Source organism: Pseudomonas sp. NPDC077451 (assembly GCF_044543345.1).
GTDB lineage: Bacteria > Pseudomonadota > Gammaproteobacteria > Pseudomonadales > Pseudomonadaceae > Stutzerimonas.
In genome coordinates this window covers 281,908-301,784 of sequence record NZ_JBITVX010000001.1, presented here as the reverse complement: position 1 = coordinate 301,784, position 19,877 = coordinate 281,908, and the positions used below count along the sequence as shown (strand labels likewise).

Below are 19,877 nucleotides of genomic sequence, written 5' to 3'. Positions count from 1 at the left end.
CACATATAGTGTTTTCGCCTGGACGTCGCCGGGCATCCGAAAGCGCCGGCGAGCACGCATTTCATCCGAACATCGTGCAGCCCCGAAACGGCGCGGGCTGCGCCCTGATCGCGCACAGCTCACCCACATCTTATCCACAGGTTGTTCATTTCGAGCGCCTTGCGCTGTGTCTGAACCGCCACTATCGTGTCGCTCCAGGCGCCTTTTACCCCATATGTTGGGTGTCGAAAGCCAAACAGACACAAACGCCGAAAAAAGCAAGCAAAATAAATTCGCTCTGATTTTTACCCGGCTCGCGTCCGCACGGGCGCGATAGATCGTCGCCACAGACCGCGATCCTGCGCAGCCCAACGTTGATTTCGCTCAAGCCCAGCAGTAGCGCATGCGTCGAGCGCATCACACTACATGTTGTGTTTTGAGGTTGTGATCTTCACAACGCCTGACTATGCTTCGGCACATTCGATTCGTCGCCTCTGGTGCCGGATCGTTTCCAGTTTTGAGATACCCATGGGCCGGTCCGCCGGGGCATGGTTCATGCAATACGAGACGCGCAACACCAGATCAGGGCCGCCCACGAAGCTGACCCGACACCTAACGTGCTACCGAGACAGAGAGAATCCGGAGACCCCATGCAGAACGAGTCCATTCGCGAGAACCCGCACGCCACTGACAGCACGCTGGACCTGGCCGCCACCGCGCCCGGCCAGCTGCGCGTGATCAAGCGCAACGGTACCGTCGTCCCCTACACCGACGACAAGATCACCGTTGCCATCACCAAGGCGTTTCTCGCAGTGGAAGGCAACAATGCTGCCGCCTCGTCGCGCATCCACGACACCGTGCAGCGCTTGACCGAACAGGTCACCGCCACATTCAAGCGCCGCATGCCCTCCGGCGGCACGATCCACATCGAAGAAATCCAGGACCAGGTCGAACTGGCCCTGATGCGTTCCGGCGAGCAGAAAGTTGCCCGCGACTACGTGATCTATCGCGAATCCCGTAGCCAGGAACGCAAGCGTGGCGCCGTCGACGCACCGGTCGAAGCCCACCCGAGCATCCGCATCAAGCGTGCCGACGGCAGCATGGCGCCGCTGGACCTGGGCCGCCTCAACACCATCATCACCGAAGCCTGCGAAGGCCTCGAAGAAGTCGATGGCGCGCTTATCCAGAAAGAAACTCTGAAGAACCTCTACGACGGCGTTGAGCAGACCGACGTCAACACCGCCCTGGTGATGACTGCCCGTACTCTGGTCGAGCGTGAGCCGAACTACTCCTACGTCACCGCCCGCCTGCTGATGGACACCCTGCGCGCCGAAGCCCTGAGCTTTCTGGAAGTCGCCGAGTCCGCCACCCATCACGAAATGGCCGACCTCTACGCCAAGGCCCTGCCGGCCTACGTAGAAAAAGGCGTGCAGTTCGAGCTGCTCGACCCGCGCCTGAAGGAATACGACCTGGCCAAGCTGGGCGCCGCAATCAACCACGAGCAGGACCAGCAGTTCACCTACCTCGGCCTGCAGACCCTCTACGACCGCTACTTCATCCACAAGGATGGCGTGCGTTTCGAGCTGCCGCAGATCTTCTTTATGCGCGTCGCCATGGGCCTGGCCATCGAGGAAGAAAACCGCGAAGCCCGTGCCATCGAGTTCTACAACCTGCTGTCGTCCTTCGACTACATGGCCTCCACGCCGACCCTGTTCAACGCCGGCACCCTGCGTCCGCAGCTGTCCTCGTGCTACCTGACCACCGTGCCGGACGACCTGGGCGGCATCTACGACGCCATCCGCGATAACGCCCTGCTCTCCAAGTTTGCCGGCGGCCTGGGCAACGACTGGACTCCAGTGCGCGCACTGGGCGCCTACATCAAGGGCACCAACGGCAAATCCCAGGGCGTCGTGCCCTTCCTGAAAGTGGTCAACGACACCGCCGTCGCGGTCAACCAGGGCGGCAAGCGCAAGGGCGCGGTCTGCGCCTACCTGGAAACCTGGCACCTGGACATCGAGGAATTCCTCGAGCTGCGCAAGAACACCGGTGACGACCGTCGCCGTACCCACGACATGAACACCGCCAACTGGATTCCGGACCTGTTCATGAAGCGCGTCTTCGACGACGGCAAGTGGACCCTGTTCTCGCCGAGCGAAGTACCGGACCTGCACGACCTCACCGGCAAGGCCTTCCAGGAGCGCTACGAGTACTACGAAGCCCTGATCGAATACGGCAAGATCAAGAACTACAAGACCCTGCAGGCCAAAGACCTGTGGCGCAAGATGCTCTCCATGCTGTTCGAAACCGGCCACCCATGGCTGACCTTCAAGGACCCGTGCAACCTGCGCAGCCCGCAGCAGCACGTCGGCGTGGTGCACAGCTCCAACCTCTGCACCGAGATCACGCTGAACACCAACAAGGACGAGATCGCCGTCTGCAACCTGGGCTCGATCAACCTGCCGCGCCACATCGTCGACGGCAAGCTGGACACTGCCAAGCTGGAGCGCACCGTGCGCACCGCCGTGCGGATGCTCGATAACGTCATCGACATCAACTACTACTCGGTGCCGCAGGCGCGCAACTCCAACCTCAAGCACCGCCCGGTGGGCCTGGGCATCATGGGCTTCCAGGACGCGCTGTACCTGCAGCACATCCCCTACGGTTCCGATGCCGCGGTCGACTTCGCCGACAAGTCCATGGAAGCGGTCAGCTACTACGCCATCCAGGCTTCCTGTGACCTGGCCGACGAGCGTGGCGCCTACGAAACCTTCCAGGGTTCGCTGTGGAGCCAGGGCGTGCTGCCGCTGGATTCGCAGCAGATCCTCATCGAAGCGCGTGGCCAGAAGTACATCGACGTCGACCTGACCGAGTCCCTGGACTGGGCCCCGGTGCGTGCCCGCGTCAAAAATGGCATCCGTAACTCGAACATCATGGCCATCGCGCCGACCGCGACCATCGCCAACATCACCGGCGTGTCGCAGTCCATCGAGCCGACCTACCAGAACCTGTACGTGAAATCGAACCTCTCGGGCGAATTCACCGTGATCAACCCCTACCTGGTTCGCGACCTCAAGGCGCGCGGCCTGTGGGACGCGGTCATGATCAACGACCTCAAGTACTACGACGGTTCCGTGCAGCAGATCGAGCGCATTCCGCAGGAGTTGAAAGACCTCTACGCGACCGCCTTCGAAGTGGAAACCAAGTGGATCGTCGACGCCGCCAGCCGCCGCCAGAAGTGGATCGACCAGGCCCAGTCGCTGAACCTCTACATCGCCGGTGCCAGCGGCAAGAAGCTAGACGTGACCTACCGCATGGCCTGGTTCCGTGGTCTGAAAACCACCTATTACCTCCGTGCCCTGGCCGCGACCAGCACCGAGAAGTCCACCGTCAACACCGGCAAGCTCAACGCCGTGTCCAGCGGTGGCAACGGCAGCGCCAGCCCTGCTCCGGCGAAAGCTGCACCAGCGCCAGAAATGGCCGCCGGACCGGCACCGGTGCCAAAGGCCTGTGCCATTGATGAACCCGATTGCGAAGCCTGCCAATAAGGAGCCTGGCTGACGCACGAATCTGAGCGGACCGCGCGTTGTTGTCCGCCAAGCCGGCCCCCATCACGTACAGCTGTACGCTCAGGGGCTCCGACTTGGCAGACGCCTAGCGCTGCCTCGCTCAGCTTCGCGCTCACATCGAGCCACCGCCGCGTCTGCTTTTGATTAGCTTTTCGTAGGAGCGAGCTTGCTCGCGATCCACCACGCGCCAACGCACGCTTCTGGATCGTTAACCAAGTCCAACGCCACCTCAAAACCAGTCCCCTCGCCCCTTCGGGGAGAGGGCTAGGGTGAGGGGGAAACCCCCAGACACCACAAAAGGCCGGCCCAAACCCCGACCTGCTACAGAACACAAAGGGCGCAGGGCACCACCGCCCTCCCAACAAAACACCCGCTTTTGCGTGCAAACCAAAAGCCCAAACACTTCCGACCGGCCGCGCCGGTCCCCAATCAGGAGAACCTCCATGCTGAGCTGGGACGAATTCGACGAAGAAGACACCACCGCCGCGCCGGCTGCCCCGCAAGCCGCTGCCGCAGCAGACGACGCACCGGCCAAGCTCGACAAGGACGCCGCCGGCTCCGTCGAAGAAGCCCGCGCCGTAGCCGCTGACGACTCCGCGGCCGTCGCCCGCGCCAAGAAAGCCCTGGACGACCTCGACATCCAGGAAGGCCTCGACGAACTGGAAGGCGAATCCGCCCGCGTTCACGTCGGCGACAAGCAGATGATCAACGCCCGCGCCGACCTCAACCAGCTCGTACCCTTCAAGTACGACTGGGCCTGGCAGAAGTATCTGGATGGTTGCGCCAACCACTGGATGCCGCAGGAAGTGAACATGAACGCCGACATCGCCCTGTGGAAGACGCCAGACGGCCTCTCCGAGGACGAGCGCCGCATCGTCAAGCGCAACCTCGGCTTCTTCTCCACCGCCGACAGCCTGGTCGCCAACAACCTCGTACTGGCCGTGTACCGCCTGATCACCAACCCCGAGTGCCGCCAGTACATCCTGCGCCAGGCCTTCGAAGAGGCGATCCACACCCACGCCTACCAGTACTGCATCGAATCGCTGGGCATGGATGAAGGCGAGATCTTCAACATGTACCACGAGATCCCGAGCGTCGCGAAGAAGGCCTCCTGGGGCCTCAAGTACACCCGCTCCATCTCCGACCCGACCTTCCAGACCGGCACCGTCGAGACGGACAAAGAATTCCTGCGCAACCTCATCGCCTACTACTGCGTGCTGGAAGGCATCTTCTTCTACTGCGGCTTCACCCAGATCCTCTCCATGGGCCGCCGCAACAAGATGACCGGCACCGCCGAGCAGTTCCAATACATCCTGCGCGACGAGTCCATGCACCTGAACTTCGGCATCGACGTGATCAACCAGATCAAGATCGAAAACCCACACCTGTGGGACGCCGCCATGAAGGACGAAGCGACCCAGATGATCCTTCAGGGTACGCAGCTGGAAATCGAATACGCCCGCGACACCATGCCCCGCGGCGTCCTCGGCATGAACGCCTCGATGATGGAGGACTACCTCAAGTTCATCGCCAACCGCCGCCTGACGCAGATTGGCTTGAAAGAAGAGTACCCAGGCACCACCAACCCGTTCCCATGGATGAGCGAAATCATGGACTTGAAGAAGGAGAAGAACTTCTTTGAGACGCGGGTGATTGAGTATCAGACGGGTGGGGCTTTGAGCTGGGATTGATTAACCGCCACCACTAATTTTAATTGATGCCACCCAAACCGATAAAAAGCAAGATAAACCCCGCAGTAAGCGGAGTGGTTTTTGAATGGAGTAGGCGCATGACCCTTGATGACTTGCAAAAATCGCTAGCGGATATGTATGGAGACAAAAATAAAGGCCAGACCTTCGAATACATTTACGCTTACACGGCCCAGAATTGCGCATACTTAGCTCGAGCTGTTGAAAAAGGTCAAGACCCAAGCCAATACTTCATTAGCTCATTTTCTTGGATTTGCGCGCTTGGCACACAGCTAGACATCAACATACAACAAGCTTTTCTTAAGAAATTCCCCAACTGCTGCCCATATTGTTTAGAAGACTCATGCATATGTGCGAGAACAAACAAAACATCATTGAAATATACTAATCAGCGAGCAGCTAGAGAAGAGCGAAGCAATAAATTTAACATCATTAGAAACAACCCAAAACTAACTCCTAACGCCGGAGATATCGCGCGCAAGCTAAACAGCATATATCCATCAAATGCAGCGATATGGCTGACACACGGCAGCCATCATCACTTCTCAAGACTATTTGAAGAGCTAGGTGAAGTTTACGAAGCCTATTGCTCTCATATTGGCCATAGGATTCCAAAGGAAGCTATTGAGGAAGAGCTTGCTGACTGCATCGCTTGGTTGCTGTCAGCTTGGGACATACAGTTTCCGCAGCAAGATTTTGCCGATGGATTTAACAACTATTACGTTCACGAATGCCCCGTATGCCATAGCTCTAGCTGCTCGTGCTCCGATCACTACGCACGAAACAAAGCTCTACATTCCGAAGAAGACCTAAATCAGCTTTTACACAGCTTGAAAGAGCTATCCAGCCAGATATCCAGCGATACGACTCGCACGCCATCCGTAAGTGAGGCTTTAGAGCTAATAAACAGAGCGACGGAAGAGTTAAAAGAATCAGCAGCGACCAACTTAACCAGCGACATTAGACAAACAGTTAGCCGCAACGACACATTACTGGTTAGAGCAAAAGCTTTGTTAGCGAGCACGCCGGAGCTAGCCGGAAAGTTTAACGCTTTGTTTGATGCTTACGAGAACATTAAAAACAACTTCCCGTGGACTTGATTACCTAGCGCGGTAGCCTGGAATGACGCGTGGAAAAGGGAGAAAGGGGACAGGTTTATTTTCTGGTGCCTGCTCGCCGCTCGGCATCCCCCGCGTCACTTTCCTCGGTCCCACCGACAGGTTTCGCCTTGCACGGCGAGTCATTTTCTCTTGTCTGGCCAAGAGCGAAGTAGCCTGGAAGCGAGGTAGCCTGGAAATAACGCGTGGAAAAGGCTTCGCCGTTTTCCACCCTACCTCCGGCAACGTCGATGCGTCGGCGGTGTGGTTGGGTGAGATAGCGTAGGGTGGATAACGCTTCGCTTATCCACCGATACGGACCTCCCGCCAACACCACGCTCAAGGATGAGCCGCCATATCTCGATACCGCCGCTCCCGTGTGCGAGAAGATGCCTATCTCCACGCACCCAAGCGAAGGACAACCCATGCTGAAAGATTGCGCATTCGCTAGTTCATTATATAAACAGATTCGAAGCGACGTTCGGAACAGACTATTTAGTCGCTCTTCTTATCCTGCGACTCGACCGATGGTAACAATGGCGTTCATCACATTGGCGCTCATAATAATGAGCGTCTACTCGGCATTTAATCCAATACCTTGGTCTGCTATAACCTATGCGCTATTAATCCCCTGGGGGATCGGGCTATATTGGAGCCGCCAATACGCCACGCGCCATCTATTTCGGGCGGTTTATCGATCAGAAAAAATCAATAAACAGTCACGCTTCAAAAGGGACGAATTATTTCAGTATGTACTCTTCCGGGATAAGTTGAATGCAGCCGGTTGGACTGCCCAAAGAGCCGCCAAAGTGGCAGAATACTATTCGCTAATGGAATCTGCGCCAAAGCCATATAGCATATCTCAGAATATTTTCTTCGTTTTTATAGTAGGCCTTATGGCTGGATTGGCCACTGAGGCCATTAAGATCAGCACATGGTTCTCAACCGGTTATGCAGGCGTCGTTCTCGTCCTGTGTGTAGGCGTTCTTTATATCGCTTGGGTATTCCTCGATGGGGTACATGTGCCAGCCCAACATCGAGCATATGTCAGGCGGGATCTACAGCGGGCGGCAATGGAATTGCGTAGCGAGGTAGCGAGGTAGCGAGGTAGCGAGGTAGCGAGGTAGCCTGGAAGAGACGCGTGGAAAAGGCTTCGCCGTTTTCCACCCTACGCAACATCATCCAAAAGGGGACAGATTTATTTTCTGCGCCTACCCACCTGCGCGCATGACGGGGAGCGGGCTCCGAGTCTCCTGACTTTTCTCTTTATCCGCTTTACAACCGTCAGTCAGGGAACCGCACAAACTGCTTGCCGCCTTTTCATCTTATCGGCACATTGCGCGGCGCAATCATTTAGCCATCACAAGGACGCGACATGGCCCGCCGCCGCAAGCAATCCCCTTTCGAAGACCTGATTGATCTCGCTGCTTTGTTGCCATGGTGGATTACCCTGCCGCTGGCGCTCATCGCGTTCCTGTGGCTCCACAGCATCGCTACTTCACCGATCCCGACGCTAGCCAATCCTGCCGAATTCAACAGTCAGTTACCCGGCATGATGCTTCGCGGATTAGCGGTGCCCGCGCAGTATTTCCTCCCCGCAGCACTAGTAATCGGAGCCATCGCTTCGGTCTTTGGCCGCATGCGCCGCAAGAAGCTATTCAACTCCGTCGCAAGCAACGAAAACACCCTCGAATCCATCAGCTGGCGCGAGTTCGAGTTACTCGTTGGTGAAGCATTCCGCCGTAAGGGTTTTACCGTTCAGGAAACTGGCCAAGGCGGAGCCGATGGCGGCATCGATCTGGTGCTGTTAAAGGACGGCGAAAAGTACCTGGTGCAATGCAAACAATGGCGCCGCCAGCTGGTGCAGGTGAACGTAGTGCGTGAGCTGTTCGGCGTCATGGCAGCCGAGGGGGCAAAAGGCGGATTCGTCGTGATCTCAGGCCGGTTCACCGAGGATGCCAAGGCGTTTGCCCGCGGCAAGAATCTGCAACTGATCGAAGGCGCTGAGCTGAGCGACATGATTCGTCAAAGCCGAGCGACTGCGGCGCGTCGAAACTCGCAACCCACAACTATCGAAACGCCTGACCAGGCTACATCGGTCTCGTCAGACCCACTCATCCAACCCCGCCGCGCAGCACAACCTACCTGCCCCACCTGTCATGCTCGGATGGTGCTGCGGGTTGCAAAACGAGGAAGCAACGTTGGCAACTCGTTCTGGGGCTGCTCCCAGTTCCCGAAGTGCAAGACCACACGAAACGAGATGCCCGCGTAAGGGATGTTTTATAAGCGCGAGTGGCCCTGCATGAATGTCCCTGCCTTGCACGCGCCAGATAAAGCGTGTGAAATCGCCCGCTCGCTAGCCACCACCATGGAGGGCCTTGTGGCCAAGTTCCTGAATACCAGCGCAACAAACTACTACCTCGAAGAGATGATCAAGACGGCCAAGGACCGGCTGATTTTGATCAGTCCGTTCCTGCGGCTTAACGAGCGAATCAAGGAGCTGCTGGAAGACAAAGATCGGCTGAAGATCGATGTTCGGATTGTGTATGGAAAAAGCGAGCTGCAACCCGAAGAGGTCAACTGGCTCAAAGGCCTGAGCTACATCCGCACGAGCTTCTGTAAAAACCTTCACGCAAAGTGCTACCTGAACGAAGAGAGCTGCATTATCACCAGCCTCAACCTCTATGAGTTCAGCCAGGTCAACAACAACGAGATGGGTATCTTCATCGACCGGCAGAACGATACTGATCTTTACCGTGACGCCTACGAAGAAGCCCAACGAATCATCCGCATCAGCGATGAAGTACGTATCTCACTAGAGGTCGTGGCCAAGGACAGCGAGCCAGCCGCTGAAACTGACGACAGCGTGAACAAGCTGACCAGTGCAAAAATGGCCCAAAAGCTAGGGCTCAAGACGCCCGAATTTCTCGAAAAGCTGTTAAGCCAAGGGCTGCTTGAGCTTCGCGACGGCAAACACTACCTGACCGAAAAAGGTAAGGAAGCAGGCGGTGAGTTTCGCATGAGCCCGAAATTCGGTCCGTACTTCCTATGGCCAGTGGCGCTGGATATCTGAGTCAAACGGGAAAGCCGCGCGCACGGCATACCAGGCGAATCAACCGCCCCTTTCAGAAGGGTGAGCGGAATCGACGTGAAAGGAGTTGAGCGGCATGGATGCCGCGAGAGCCGCGATGGGCCAGGGATGGCCCTTCGCGGCGCGCCCCTGAAGCGGCGATGGAGCGAACGAACCCGGAGCGAAGCGCAGGGCCGGATGCAGGGGCAAGACCTTTTGGTTACTTTTGTGGCGACTGACAAAAGTGACACGCCCAGCAGGGCGGAACCAATGCGTCAATCACCCTCATAAAAAAGCAGCGGCACGGACCCAAAAAACAACCAGCGAAGCTACAACTCACACAACCCACCCGGCACCTTCATCACCCACGCCCTTACCGCCAGCACCGTCGGATCATCCCGACGGCTCTCCGGATATACGAGGTGAAACGGCTTGCCCGGCATCTCCGGGCCGAACGGCTGCACCAACCGCCCTTCCCTCAGTTCATCCTCAATCAACTGGCGGCTCATCAGTGCTACGCCCTGCGCGCCAATGGCGGCTGAGATGGCGTGGGTCTCGTCGGAGAAGACCAGCCCGGCGCTGACGTCCAGCCCCGGCACGTTGGCGAGCTTCTGCCACGAGGCCCAATGTATCGGCGCCGAGGCGGCACCCCGGGCGTGGAAGTGGATCAGCGGGTGGTTGGGCAGGTCGGCGACGTCGCGAAGGCCCAACAGCGGGCTGCAAACCGGGACGAAGGTGTTGTCGATCAGCTTCTCGGCCACCAGCCCTGGCCAGCGCCCGTCGCCGTAGCGGATGGCGATATCCGCCGTAACGCCATCCAGCGCCACCGGCTCGTGCGAGGTGTGGAAGCGCAGGTCGATATCGGGATGCGAATCGCGCAGCAGGCAGACCCAGGGCACCAGCCAGCGCACGGCAATGGCCGGCGTAGTGCTGAGGGTGATCGCCTGCCGGTAGGGCCCGGCACTAAGGCGTTCGACCGTGGCGCTGATGCTGTCGAACGCGGTCTCCAGCGTCTGCTGCAGTTCACGGCCTTGGGCGGTGAGTTCCAGCTGCCGGGGTTTGCGCAGAAACAGCGCCACGCCGAGGGATTCTTCCAGCGAGCGAATCTGGTGGCTGATGGCCGTGGCGGTGACATTCAACTCCTCGGCGGCCTGCTTGGCGCTCTCGTGGCGGGCGGCGGCTTCGAAGGCACGTAGCGCAGACAGCGAAGGTAACCAGCGGTGCGCCATGGCTGAGTTTTCCTCATCTGTAACCGAAAGAAATGGTCGTTTGTCGCCCGCATAGCCTAGCCCTAGCCTGGATTTACCGCGAACGACAGATGAATTCAGTCACAGAGGAGATCCACCATGACGCACCTTCTGCACCTCGACGCCAGCGCCCGCCCTGGCTTTGCCGGCAAAGACGAGCACGGCTCCCACAGCCGCAATCTCACCCACCGTTTCGTCAGCCAGTGGCTGGCCCGCCGCGTACAGGACAGCGTGACCTACCGGGACATCGGGCAGAACCCGCCCTCCTATATCAGCCATGACTGGATCGCCTCCAGCTTCACGCCGGAAGAACGCCGTGAGCCTTGGATGACGGAAACATTGGCGGAAAGCGACCAGCTGGTCGATGAGCTGATCGCCGCCGATGTACTGGTCATCGGCACGCCGCTTTACAACTTCGGCATGCCCGCCGCGCTGAAGGCCTGGATTGACCTGATCGTGCGGCCGGGCCGGACGGTCGATGTCGACGAAACCAAACTACCTGAACCTTACGTACCCTTGCTGGCGGACCGACCACGGCATGCGGTCATCCTCAGCGCGAGGGGCGGCATCGGCTTTGGTCCCGGTGGGGAGATGGCGCACATGAATCACCTGGAGCCGAACCTGGTGACGGCACTTAATTTCATCGGCATCACCCGCATCCACCAGATCGCCATCGAAGGGCAGGAAACAGGCGGCGACGTGTTGGCGGCCTCGGTGGAGCAGGCGCTGCATCAGGTGGATGTGTTGGTAGCGGAGCTTCAGGGGACGCTTGACGCGACGCCTCTGAGCCAGCCCTACGAACGACAGGCTGAGGCTTGCTGAGCGTAAACTGCGGAGCAGCAGACGTTGCGCGATTCCAACCTTGAAGACTCGCTCCAGATAAGGAGGTCGCACGCTGCCGGCCAGCTTGCTGCAACGCCGCGTGCTCAGCGAGAGCTGTTCATGCGTCCACCGGTACTGCGTCGACGAAGCGCGCCAAACCGCTTCGATAGCCGCTGCAATTCTCCGTCGGCTAAAAACAAGAAGCCCGGCGTTCGCCGGGCTGGGTGTCACTGCAGTAACTTTTACTTCTGAGTAACGGTAGCCATGTTGTTCGAACCAGCCTGGATGATAGATGCCAGATCACCCACGCCAGACTGCATAGCGACAGCCATGTTGCTCACGCCGCCTTGAACGATATAGGCATCATTGTCGGTGCCGGACTGGGTGATATCGGTGTTGTTCGACTGACCGTACTGGTCGACATTGGCGTAATTGCCACTGCCTTTTTGCTCAATTTCAACGTCGTTGAATTCACCAGTCTGGAGAATTTCTGCGACGGCCAGATCGCCTTGGGTAACGAGTAACTCGTTGCCAGTTCCGATCTGGTCGGCATAGACCATACCAGTATCTTTCTGGCTGACAGTAGCGACGTTGTCGTTACCGTTCTGAGATACGTCTGACAGGTTGTTATTACCGTACTGTCCGACATTGGCCTTGTTGTCATTACCGGCCTGGGTGATAAATGACCAGTTTCCATTGCCACCTTGCTTCAGGGTGGCATCGTTGCTAATGCCGTTCTGAGTCACCTCCGAGAAATGGCTGCCACCACCACCGTGGGTGACGAAGGCCTCGTTCGCTTCACCGGTCTGGTTGACAAAGGACGTGTTATTAGTTGCCACTTGCAGGACCTCAGCCTTGTTCGCAAAGCCAGCCTGGACAACAGTGGAGCCAGAGTTGGTGCTGCTCTGAGTCACGGCAGCAACGTTCATGTTGCCCGCCTGGTAGACACCCGAAAGGTTGTCGGAGCCAGCTTGATAAGTAGTACCGATGTTGCCTTCACCGTCCTGGAAGACCAGAGCGAACTGATCGCCGCCCTCCTGAGTCACGGTAGCCTGTTGATTGTTGCCATCCTGGTCTACGTAGGCTTCGCTGGACGCGGCCATGGCATTGGCAGCAGCGGCAGAGATAAGAAGGGCGAGCAGGGTCTTTTTATTGAACATGGTGTAGCTCCATTCGGGATAGTGGTTCACATCCTGTTCCCACAGCCAATCTGCCGAGGATTGGGGAATACGGACCTGTTGCGGCGCGGCATGCGCAACATAGCCTGCGGCTTCTCCGCCAACCATAAACCGAACGGTTGAATCTAACTGCCTCGCGCCAGCTATCGAATTGCTAGGTGTAGTTGGGGGCGAGGGTGGCGAAGCTGCAGGCGGCGCTTGCCAGGGCGCCGGTGAGCTCCCATCAGCAGAGGCAGGTCGAATCCGTCTAGCTCAACACAGCCGCCCCGTTCGCCCCGCCATGGACAGAAGCCAACGCCAGTCTCAAGCGTCGGGTGCGCTGTCCGTCGTGGTGAAGGGGCGCCGGCGGGATACGAGCTTGCGTGCCCCACGAAGGGCATCACGATCAGGCTGTAGAGCGTCAGGTAGCGATGCGAGTCGCGTTGGTCTTCGAGCCGCTTGTGGGAAGAGATCTGACGGCGTTACGTGCACCGGCCAATACGGCCCCTTTTTGAATCGGCTGCCAAGTCTCGGGTAAGCAATAGCCTTTGAAGTCGCGAACTGCAGTGTGCCGGGGCGCTTCTGGGCAGGTGCTTGGCGAACAAAGCAGCCATCATTGCCGCAGCGTCCGGACGCGGCTTAGAGGGAGGCCGCGCCCGGGCAACGACAGGCGCTGGGCAGCGGTAACCGGAGGAGCCACGATTGAACGATTCAACGCGCGGCCTGCTTCTGGTGAGCAGCGGCATCGTCGTACTCAGCTTCGATGGCCTGTTGGTGCGCCTGGCACAGGCCGATGGCTGGAGCATCGTGTTCTGGCGGGGCCTGTTGATGTTTCTGGCGCTGGGTGCGTTCTCGCTGTCGGCCAAAAGCCGGGCGAGTCTCAAGGCGCAACCGCTGATCAGCGCCGCCTCGGCCTTGCTGTTGGCCTTTACTTCGATCTTTTTCGTGCTCGCGGTCATCCATACCACGGTGGCCAACGTGGTGGTCGTGCTCAGCACGGCGCCCCTGTTCGCCGCCCTGTTTACACGCTTTTTCCTGGGCGAGTCGGTGGCGTTGCACACCTGGCTGGCCATCGGCGTGGCGGCGCTGGGGATCATGATTGTATTTGCCGGCGCCTTCACCCCCACCGATCTGGCCGGTAACGGTTATGCGCTGTTGTCCTCGGCAGCGGTGGGCGCCAATCTCACCCTGCTGCGCCGCCATCGCGCTATCGAACGGATGCCCCTCATCGCGCTCGGCGGCCTGGCGGCTGCGGTGATCGCCTGGCCCAAGGCCGAGCCGTTGGGCCTGGGTACGACGAGCTATTGGGCGCTGGCAATCATGGGTCTGATCCAGATGCCGCTGGCCACGCTGCTGATCAATAACGCGACCCGCTATCTGCCGTCTGCCGAAGTCGCGCTCTTCTATCTATTGGAAAGCGTGCTGGGGTCGCTGTGGGCCTGGTATTTCCTGAACGAGACACCCGCAACCTCGACGCTTTATGGCGGCGCGCTGGTCATCGCGACACTGATGGTTCACGCCGGACTGAGCCTGCGTCGGCGCCCCGCATCGCCCGGACCGTCCCGCCCCGGCGCGAAGCCTTGCCTGGTAGCGGACAAGTGACCGGCAAGGGAGGCGCCATAAGCGCCGGGTGCCGCCTTTAAGTCGCTGCCGGACCGCGACCACTCCGGCCGCAGATCAGCCGCCGAGATAAGCGCCGAAGCGCGGAAGACTGAGCAGCGACAACGGATCAAGACTTCACAGACCGATACGGCCCCTGGAGAAACTGCCGATGGCGCTTGGTTGATCGCCGGTGACGTGAATCGAAACCCCCGGTGTCCCTGTATGCCAAGTCCTGGCGCAATAAAGCGCATCGGACGGAAAAGTGCGGGGTCACCTCAAGACTTGACAGATCCGTGCCGATAACGTCTTGCCGGCCGCGACTCGCCAGCGATCGATTCGACGAGGAATCGGGCGTGCGCGGCCGCGAAGCGCACTGGATTGCGCGAGGGTTCCCCGAAGGACGAAGCGCAGGTCAGCGTGGACGTCTTGATGAACTGGCCAGAGGCCGTTTAACGATGAAAATAAAACACAAACTGCTAGCAAGCTTTCTGGTCGCGACGCTCGTTCCGGTCCTTGTCGTCGCCCTGTTCACCATCCGCAACGTAACCGAGGAGGCCAAGGTCCAGTTTCAGGAAAGCAGCAGCCTGGACGTCCAGCTGGTGAACAATACCTTCGTGACCCTGTTCGATTCGGTCAGCCATACCGTGTCGGCCATGGCCGACTTTGCCGCCGTCCGGGACACCGAGGCTGGCGAGCTGACCACCTACTTCGGGTCACCCAGCAAACCCGGCGCCACCGCCACGGCCAACGGGGGTCGCGAGAAAGATATCTTCGATTACTTCTCGGGTATCGGTAACAACAACCCGAACTTCGGTTACGTCTACATGGGCGACGCCCAGGGCGGCTACGTGGAGTGGCCGGGCACCGCAGATTACGGCGACTGGGACCCGCGCGGGCGCCCCTGGTTTACCTTGGGCAAAGACGCCAATTTCCAGCTGACGCGCCTGGATGGCTATTACTGGGAGCCGGACGACGCCGTCTACGTGTCGGTGATCAAAGCCTTCAAGGACCAGGCTGGTAACTTCGCTGGGGTCGTGGCGACGGACGTGTCGCTCAAGGCGCTGACCGACATGGTCCAGAAAACCCGCTTCGGCGAGACCGGTTTCTTTATGCTTGTCGAGAACAGCGGAACCTTGCTAGTCGACGGCCACCAACCCGAGAACAACTTCAAGAAGCTCAGCGAGCTGCCAGGCGATTACGTCGCGAGCATCGCCAACACAGCGAACGGCCTGATAGAGGTCAACATCGATGGCGTTGACTATCTGGCCAACGTCTTCACCTCGCCGACCCTGGGCTGGAAATTCATCGGTTTCATGCAGGTTGACGAAATCCTGGCCGGCGCGCACAGGCTGGCCTGGCTGACGCTGGTGGCGTGCGCCGTGCTGGTGGTGTTGTTCGGTATCGCCGGGGTGATATTTGCGAACCGCATCGTCACCCCGATCAATCTGGTCAAGGACGGGCTGCGCACAATCGCCCAGGGCGAAGGTGATCTGACCCACCGCCTCCCCGTGCTGGCGCGGGACGAAACCGGTGAACTGGCCAAGTGGTTCAACCAGTTCATCGAGTCGACGCAGTCGATGATCACCGTCATCAAGGACAACGCGGTGAGCATCGACAGCGTTTCAAGCCAGACCAACGAGCGCACCACCGCCATGTCGGACAGCTTGCAGCGCCAGTCGAGCGCGGTGGAGCAGATCGTCACAGCCGTCACCGAGATGGCCTCGGCGGCCAACGAGGTGGCACACAACTGTGTCAAGACGGCGGAAGTCTCCGCGCAGGGTCTGGACGCGACGCGCAATGGCAAGGAGGTGATCGCTCGCAGTACCGCAGGGGTGAACGATCTTGGCGCCAGCATTCAGAGTTCGAGCAAGGTGATTCGAGAGCTCGAGCGCGAAACGGTGAGCATCAACACCATCCTGTCGAGCATCCAGCAGATCGCCGAACAGACCAACCTGCTGGCGCTCAACGCGGCCATCGAAGCGGCACGTGCCGGCGAACAGGGACGCGGCTTCGCCGTGGTGGCCGATGAAGTGCGCAATCTGGCCAGGCGCACCCAGGATTCAACCGGCGAGATCAACAAAATACTCAACCTGCTGGTCAGCCGCATCAGCGAGGTGACCGCGAGCATGGATCGCAGCCTGACGGAATCAAGCAAAGCCATCGAGCTGTCCGGTGAGGTCATGGGAGCGTTCGAAGAGATCGAGAATGCAGTCGAGATGATCCGTGACATGACCACGCAGGTCGCCACTGCCACCGAGGAACAGCATCTGGTCACCGAGGACATCAACCGGAACGTGGTGGCCATCAGCGACGCGGTTGCCCAAGTGTCGAGCCAGGCCTCGGAGGTCGAAAGCTACTCCCAGCAGCAGCGGCAACTCAGCAGCGCACTCCGGCAGCTGGTCGGGCGCTTCCGCACGCAGTAACGCTTGAAGCGGCCAGCCCTTCGGGGCTGCCCCGCTCGGCTGTGACAGGGTTACGCGTTGGCAGAAGACGACCGCGTGCCCAACGACGCTCCTTGCGCTGATGGGCATCCCGGCGTCGACCCCAGACAACCGGCAAAGGCAGCGGCGCCCTATGGTAAGCGCCCGATCACGTCTTACCCGGAGCGCCCATGGCCAACCCACCGATCACCGTACTGCGCGATACCCAGCCCATGCCTGTCGTCGATGCCTGCAAATGGGAGCGAATCGAAGGCGAGCCGCACACCGTCAACCTCAACGCCTACACCTCCGATGATGGCAGCAAGATCATGGGGACTTGGATCTGCACGCCCGGCAAATGGCGCGTGGAATACGTCAAATGGGAGTACTGCCACTTCCAGGAAGGCTACTGCATCATCACGCCCGACGGCTTGGCGCCCATCCACCTCAAGGCGGGTGACATCTTCGTGGTGGAACCTGGCATGACCGGCACCTGGGAAGTCGTAGAGACCGTCCGCAAGTACTTCGTGTTTGCCTGAATGACTGTGCGCAGGACGCGCATCGACTCGGTGCTACGGCAGCGCCGGCCGAACAGCTGAGCCGTCCGCCAGCTGCGCGATGGGCGGGCCAGGACTGGACCGCCGGAAGGATCAAACGGAGCCGCTCGCCGCGGGCAACCGCTATGGCCGCCCGCTCTGCGTCGCGGTGCATGACAGCGTCGGCGGCGCCTCGAAGGCGCCGCCTTATTGCCTTACGCTGAGAGCTTCTGGCTGAAATTATCGGCAGGTTTGCCGATATCGAGCCGGTCCGCGTTCATCACCTTGTCCCAGGCTTTGACGAAGTCCTGCACGAACTTCTCGTTGCCGTCTGCCATGCCGTAAACCTCGGCCTGCGCACGCAGCTCGGATTGCGCGCCGAAGATCAGGTCCACACGGGTGGCGGTCCAGGTGGGCTGACGGGTCTTGCGGTCGAGCCCCTGATAGCGGTTCTTGTGCTCGGTCGCGACCCACTCATTCTGCATGCTCAGCAGGTTGACGAAGAAGTCGTTGGACAAGGTGCCCACGCGCTTGGTGAAGACGCCATCCTGGCCGCCGTCCGCGTTGGTGCCCAGCACCCGCATACCACCAACCAGCACAGTCATTTCCGGCGCGCTGAGGCGAAGCAGGTGCGCCTTGTCGACCAGCGCTTCCTCGGGCGCCATGAAATGCGACTCGTGGTAGTAGTTGCGGAAGCCATCGGCGACCGGGCGTAGCGCTTCGAAGGATTGCGCATCGGTCCACTCTTCCGAGGCATCCATCCGACCCGGTGTAAACGGCACGGTGACATTCACACCGCCGTCTTGAGCCGCTTTTTCGATCGCGGCACAGCCGGCCAGCACGATCAGGTCGGCCATGGAGACCTTCTTGCCGCCAGAAGCCGACGCGTTGAACTCGGTCTGGACCTCGGTCAGTTTTTCCAGCACACGAGCCAGCAGGGCCGGGTTATTGGTTTCCCAATCCTTCTGCGGTGCGAAGCGGATACGCGCGCCATTGGCGCCGCCGCGCTTGTCCGAGCCGCGATAGGTCGATGCCGATGCCCAGGCCACCGACACCAACTCGGACACGGAAAAGCCCAATCCCAGAATCTTCTGCTTCAGCGCAGCGATATCGGCGTCATCGATCAGAGGATGGTCACACTCGGGAATCGGGTCCTGCCAGATCTGCGTTTCCTTCGGCACCAGCGGGCCGAGGTAGCGGCCGATGGGCCCCATATCGCGGTGGGTCAGCTTGAACCAGGCCTTGGCGAACGCGTCGGCGAACTCGTCCGGGTGCTCCAGGAAGTGCCGCGAGATCGGTTCGTAGATCGGATCGAAGCGCAGTGCCAGGTCAGAGGTGAGCATGGTCGGCTTGCGTTTCTTATTCGGGTCGAACGGGTCCGGCATGACCTCCGGTGCGTCCTTCGCGACCCACTGGTGCGCGCCGGCCGGGCTCTTGGTCAGCTCCCATTCGAAGTTGAACAGGTTTTCGAAGAAGTAGTTGGACCACTGGGTCGGCGTCTGGCTCCAGATGACTTCGAGGCCGGAGGTGATGGCGTCTGCGCCCGCTCCGGTCTGGAACCGACTGCGCCAGCCCAGGCCCTGATCTTCGATCACAGCGCCTTCTGGGTCCGGGCCCAGCAGCGAGGGGTCGCCAGCACCGTGGGTCTTGCCGAAGGTGTGACCGCCAGCGATCAGTGCCACGGTTTCGTAGTCGTTCATCGCCATGCGGGCGAAGGTTTCACGAATGTCGATCGCCGAGGCTTTCGGGTCCGGGTTGCCGTTCGGGCCTTCCGGGTTCACGTAGATCAAGCCCATCTGTACGGCGCCGAGGCCGGGATGCAACTGGCGTTCGCCGCTGTAGCGCTCGTCGCCCAGCCAGGTGCCTTCAGGCCCCCAGAACAGTTCTTCCGGCTCCCAGGTGTCGGCACGGCCACCAGCGAAGCCAAAGGTTTTGAAGCCCATGGATTCCAGCGCCACGTTACCAGTAAGCACGTAGAGGTCGGCCCAGGAAAGGTTGCGCCCGTATTTCTGCTTGATCGGCCACAGCAGGCGCCGAGCCTTGTCCAGCGAAGCGTTGTCGGGCCAGCTGTTGAGCGGGGCGAAACGCTGCTGGCCACCGCCAGCGCCGCCGCGGCCATCGGTGATCCGGTAGGTACCGGCGCTATGCCAGGCGAGCCGGATGAACAGGCCGCCGTAATGCCCGAAATCAGCAGGCCACCAGTCCTGAGAGTCAGTCATCAGGGCATGCAGATCGGCGATCACCGCGTCGAGATCGAGCGATTTAAACGCGGCCGCGTAGTCGAAATCGCCGCCATAAGGGTTGGAGCGCGGCGAGTGCTGGTTGAGTGAACTGAGGCTCAGTGCCTCGGGCCACCAGTCTTTATTACTCGGGCGTTTGCGTGGCGCACCAGCGCCGTGGCCGAACGGGCAGCCACCACCAGTGTTTTCTCCAGTTTCAGCGTTCATATTCTGCTCCTTAGGGTTGTCGTTGACGCGTTGACGCGCCGCTGAAAAGAACTTAGCAAACAGCCCCAGGCAGCCTGAACGACATAATTAACGGATGTTTGTCGCCATAATCTTTAAAACGCTTTAAATATGCTGCTATCAAGCGGCCTCATAGCGCCCTAAAGCATGCAAAGCGGTGAGCAGCATATTTGCCTATCGTCACGATAGGCTCGCCCTCTATGTCAC

General features: G+C 59.7%; 12 protein-coding genes and 1 pseudogene. 10 read left to right on the top strand and 3 right to left on the bottom strand.

Translation table 11 applies throughout. The annotated features are described in order from the left end of the window. Positions 1-629 precede the first annotated feature (629 nt). The 5 genes from ACIGHL_RS01355 to ACIGHL_RS01335 all read left to right on the top strand — a co-directional run bounded on the left by ACIGHL_RS01355 (position 630) and on the right by ACIGHL_RS01335 (position 9,424). On the top strand, positions 630-3,524 hold the full coding sequence (locus tag ACIGHL_RS01355) for a ribonucleoside-diphosphate reductase subunit alpha (RefSeq protein WP_128119047.1): 2,895 nt from the start codon (positions 630-632) through the stop codon (positions 3,522-3,524). A 464-nt stretch (positions 3,525-3,988) separates the two neighbouring features. Next, entirely contained in the window at positions 3,989-5,236 is a 1,248-nt protein-coding gene (locus tag ACIGHL_RS01350; RefSeq protein WP_216706762.1) for a ribonucleotide-diphosphate reductase subunit beta, read from the top strand. Between the two features lie 98 nt (positions 5,237-5,334). After that, on the top strand, positions 5,335-6,354 hold the full coding sequence (locus ACIGHL_RS01345) for a nucleoside triphosphate pyrophosphohydrolase family protein (RefSeq protein WP_128119046.1): 1,020 nt from the start codon (positions 5,335-5,337) through the stop codon (positions 6,352-6,354). Between the two features lie 1,372 nt (positions 6,355-7,726). Next, complete coding sequence (locus tag ACIGHL_RS01340) at positions 7,727-8,623, top strand: restriction endonuclease (protein ID WP_128119045.1); 897 nt, start codon at positions 7,727-7,729, stop codon at positions 8,621-8,623. 30 nt (positions 8,624-8,653) lie between these two features. Then, the gene (locus ACIGHL_RS01335) at positions 8,654-9,424 is read left to right on the top strand and encodes a phospholipase D family protein (RefSeq protein WP_491385068.1); all 771 of its coding nucleotides are present in this window, start codon (positions 8,654-8,656) and stop codon (positions 9,422-9,424) included. A gap of 326 nt (positions 9,425-9,750) precedes the next feature. Here ACIGHL_RS01335 and ACIGHL_RS01330 read toward each other — a convergent pair whose 3' ends face one another. Continuing rightward, the gene (locus ACIGHL_RS01330) at positions 9,751-10,650 is read right to left on the bottom strand and encodes a LysR substrate-binding domain-containing protein (RefSeq protein WP_128119043.1); all 900 of its coding nucleotides are present in this window, start codon (positions 10,648-10,650) and stop codon (positions 9,751-9,753) included. A 117-nt stretch (positions 10,651-10,767) separates the two neighbouring features. On the opposite strand from ACIGHL_RS01330, the gene ACIGHL_RS01325 reads away from it, so the two are divergent. Continuing rightward, positions 10,768-11,490 (top strand): FMN-dependent NADH-azoreductase, encoded by a 723-nt coding sequence (locus ACIGHL_RS01325; protein WP_128119042.1) that lies wholly within the window; start codon positions 10,768-10,770, stop codon positions 11,488-11,490. 242 nt (positions 11,491-11,732) lie between these two features. On the opposite strand, the gene ACIGHL_RS01320 is transcribed toward ACIGHL_RS01325, so the two are convergent. Further along, positions 11,733-12,776, bottom strand: a complete 1,044-nt coding sequence (locus tag ACIGHL_RS01320; protein WP_128119041.1) for a hypothetical protein — start codon at positions 12,774-12,776, stop codon at positions 11,733-11,735. Positions 12,777-13,349: 573 nt separating this feature from the next. On the opposite strand from ACIGHL_RS01320, the gene ACIGHL_RS01315 reads away from it, so the two are divergent. The 4 genes and pseudogenes from ACIGHL_RS01315 (at position 13,350) to ACIGHL_RS01300 (ending at position 17,208) form a co-directional block, all read left to right on the top strand. Continuing rightward, positions 13,350-14,249 carry a DMT family transporter gene (locus ACIGHL_RS01315; protein ID WP_128119040.1) on the top strand — a complete coding sequence of 300 codons (900 nt, stop codon included), beginning with the start codon at positions 13,350-13,352 and terminating at the stop codon, positions 14,247-14,249. A 455-nt stretch (positions 14,250-14,704) separates the two neighbouring features. Continuing rightward, a pseudogene (locus ACIGHL_RS01310) lies at positions 14,705-15,808 on the top strand (cache domain-containing protein); the annotation flags it as partial. Between the two features lie 18 nt (positions 15,809-15,826). Further along, a complete protein-coding gene (locus ACIGHL_RS01305; RefSeq protein WP_499175732.1) occupies positions 15,827-16,672 on the top strand; it encodes a methyl-accepting chemotaxis protein in 846 nt (281 codons plus the stop codon). A gap of 188 nt (positions 16,673-16,860) precedes the next feature. Continuing rightward, positions 16,861-17,208, top strand: a complete 348-nt coding sequence (locus tag ACIGHL_RS01300) for a cupin domain-containing protein (protein ID WP_127839734.1) — start codon at positions 16,861-16,863, stop codon at positions 17,206-17,208. Positions 17,209-17,420: 212 nt separating this feature from the next. Here ACIGHL_RS01300 and katG read toward each other — a convergent pair whose 3' ends face one another. After that, positions 17,421-19,652, bottom strand: a complete 2,232-nt coding sequence (gene katG / locus ACIGHL_RS01295) for a catalase/peroxidase HPI (protein WP_128119039.1) — start codon at positions 19,650-19,652, stop codon at positions 17,421-17,423. Positions 19,653-19,877 lie beyond the last annotated feature (225 nt).

Coding starts and splice junctions, on each gene's coding strand:
- ACIGHL_RS01320 (WP_128119041.1), bottom strand. CDS start 12,776: ATGGTTGGCGGAGAAGCCGCAGGCTATGTTGCGCATGCCGCGCCGCAA.
- ACIGHL_RS01330 (WP_128119043.1), bottom strand. CDS start 10,650: ATGGCGCACCGCTGGTTACCTTCGCTGTCTGCGCTACGTGCCTTCGAA.
- katG (WP_128119039.1), bottom strand. CDS start 19,652: ATGAACGCTGAAACTGGAGAAAACACTGGTGGTGGCTGCCCGTTCGGC.
- ACIGHL_RS01355 (WP_128119047.1), top strand. CDS start 630: ATGCAGAACGAGTCCATTCGCGAGAACCCGCACGCCACTGACAGCACG.
- ACIGHL_RS01305 (WP_499175732.1), top strand. CDS start 15,827: ATGATCACCGTCATCAAGGACAACGCGGTGAGCATCGACAGCGTTTCA.
- ACIGHL_RS01340 (WP_128119045.1), top strand. CDS start 7,727: ATGGCCCGCCGCCGCAAGCAATCCCCTTTCGAAGACCTGATTGATCTC.
- ACIGHL_RS01325 (WP_128119042.1), top strand. CDS start 10,768: ATGACGCACCTTCTGCACCTCGACGCCAGCGCCCGCCCTGGCTTTGCC.
- ACIGHL_RS01335 (WP_491385068.1), top strand. CDS start 8,654: ATGAATGTCCCTGCCTTGCACGCGCCAGATAAAGCGTGTGAAATCGCC.
- ACIGHL_RS01300 (WP_127839734.1), top strand. CDS start 16,861: ATGGCCAACCCACCGATCACCGTACTGCGCGATACCCAGCCCATGCCT.
- ACIGHL_RS01345 (WP_128119046.1), top strand. CDS start 5,335: ATGACCCTTGATGACTTGCAAAAATCGCTAGCGGATATGTATGGAGAC.
- ACIGHL_RS01350 (WP_216706762.1), top strand. CDS start 3,989: ATGCTGAGCTGGGACGAATTCGACGAAGAAGACACCACCGCCGCGCCG.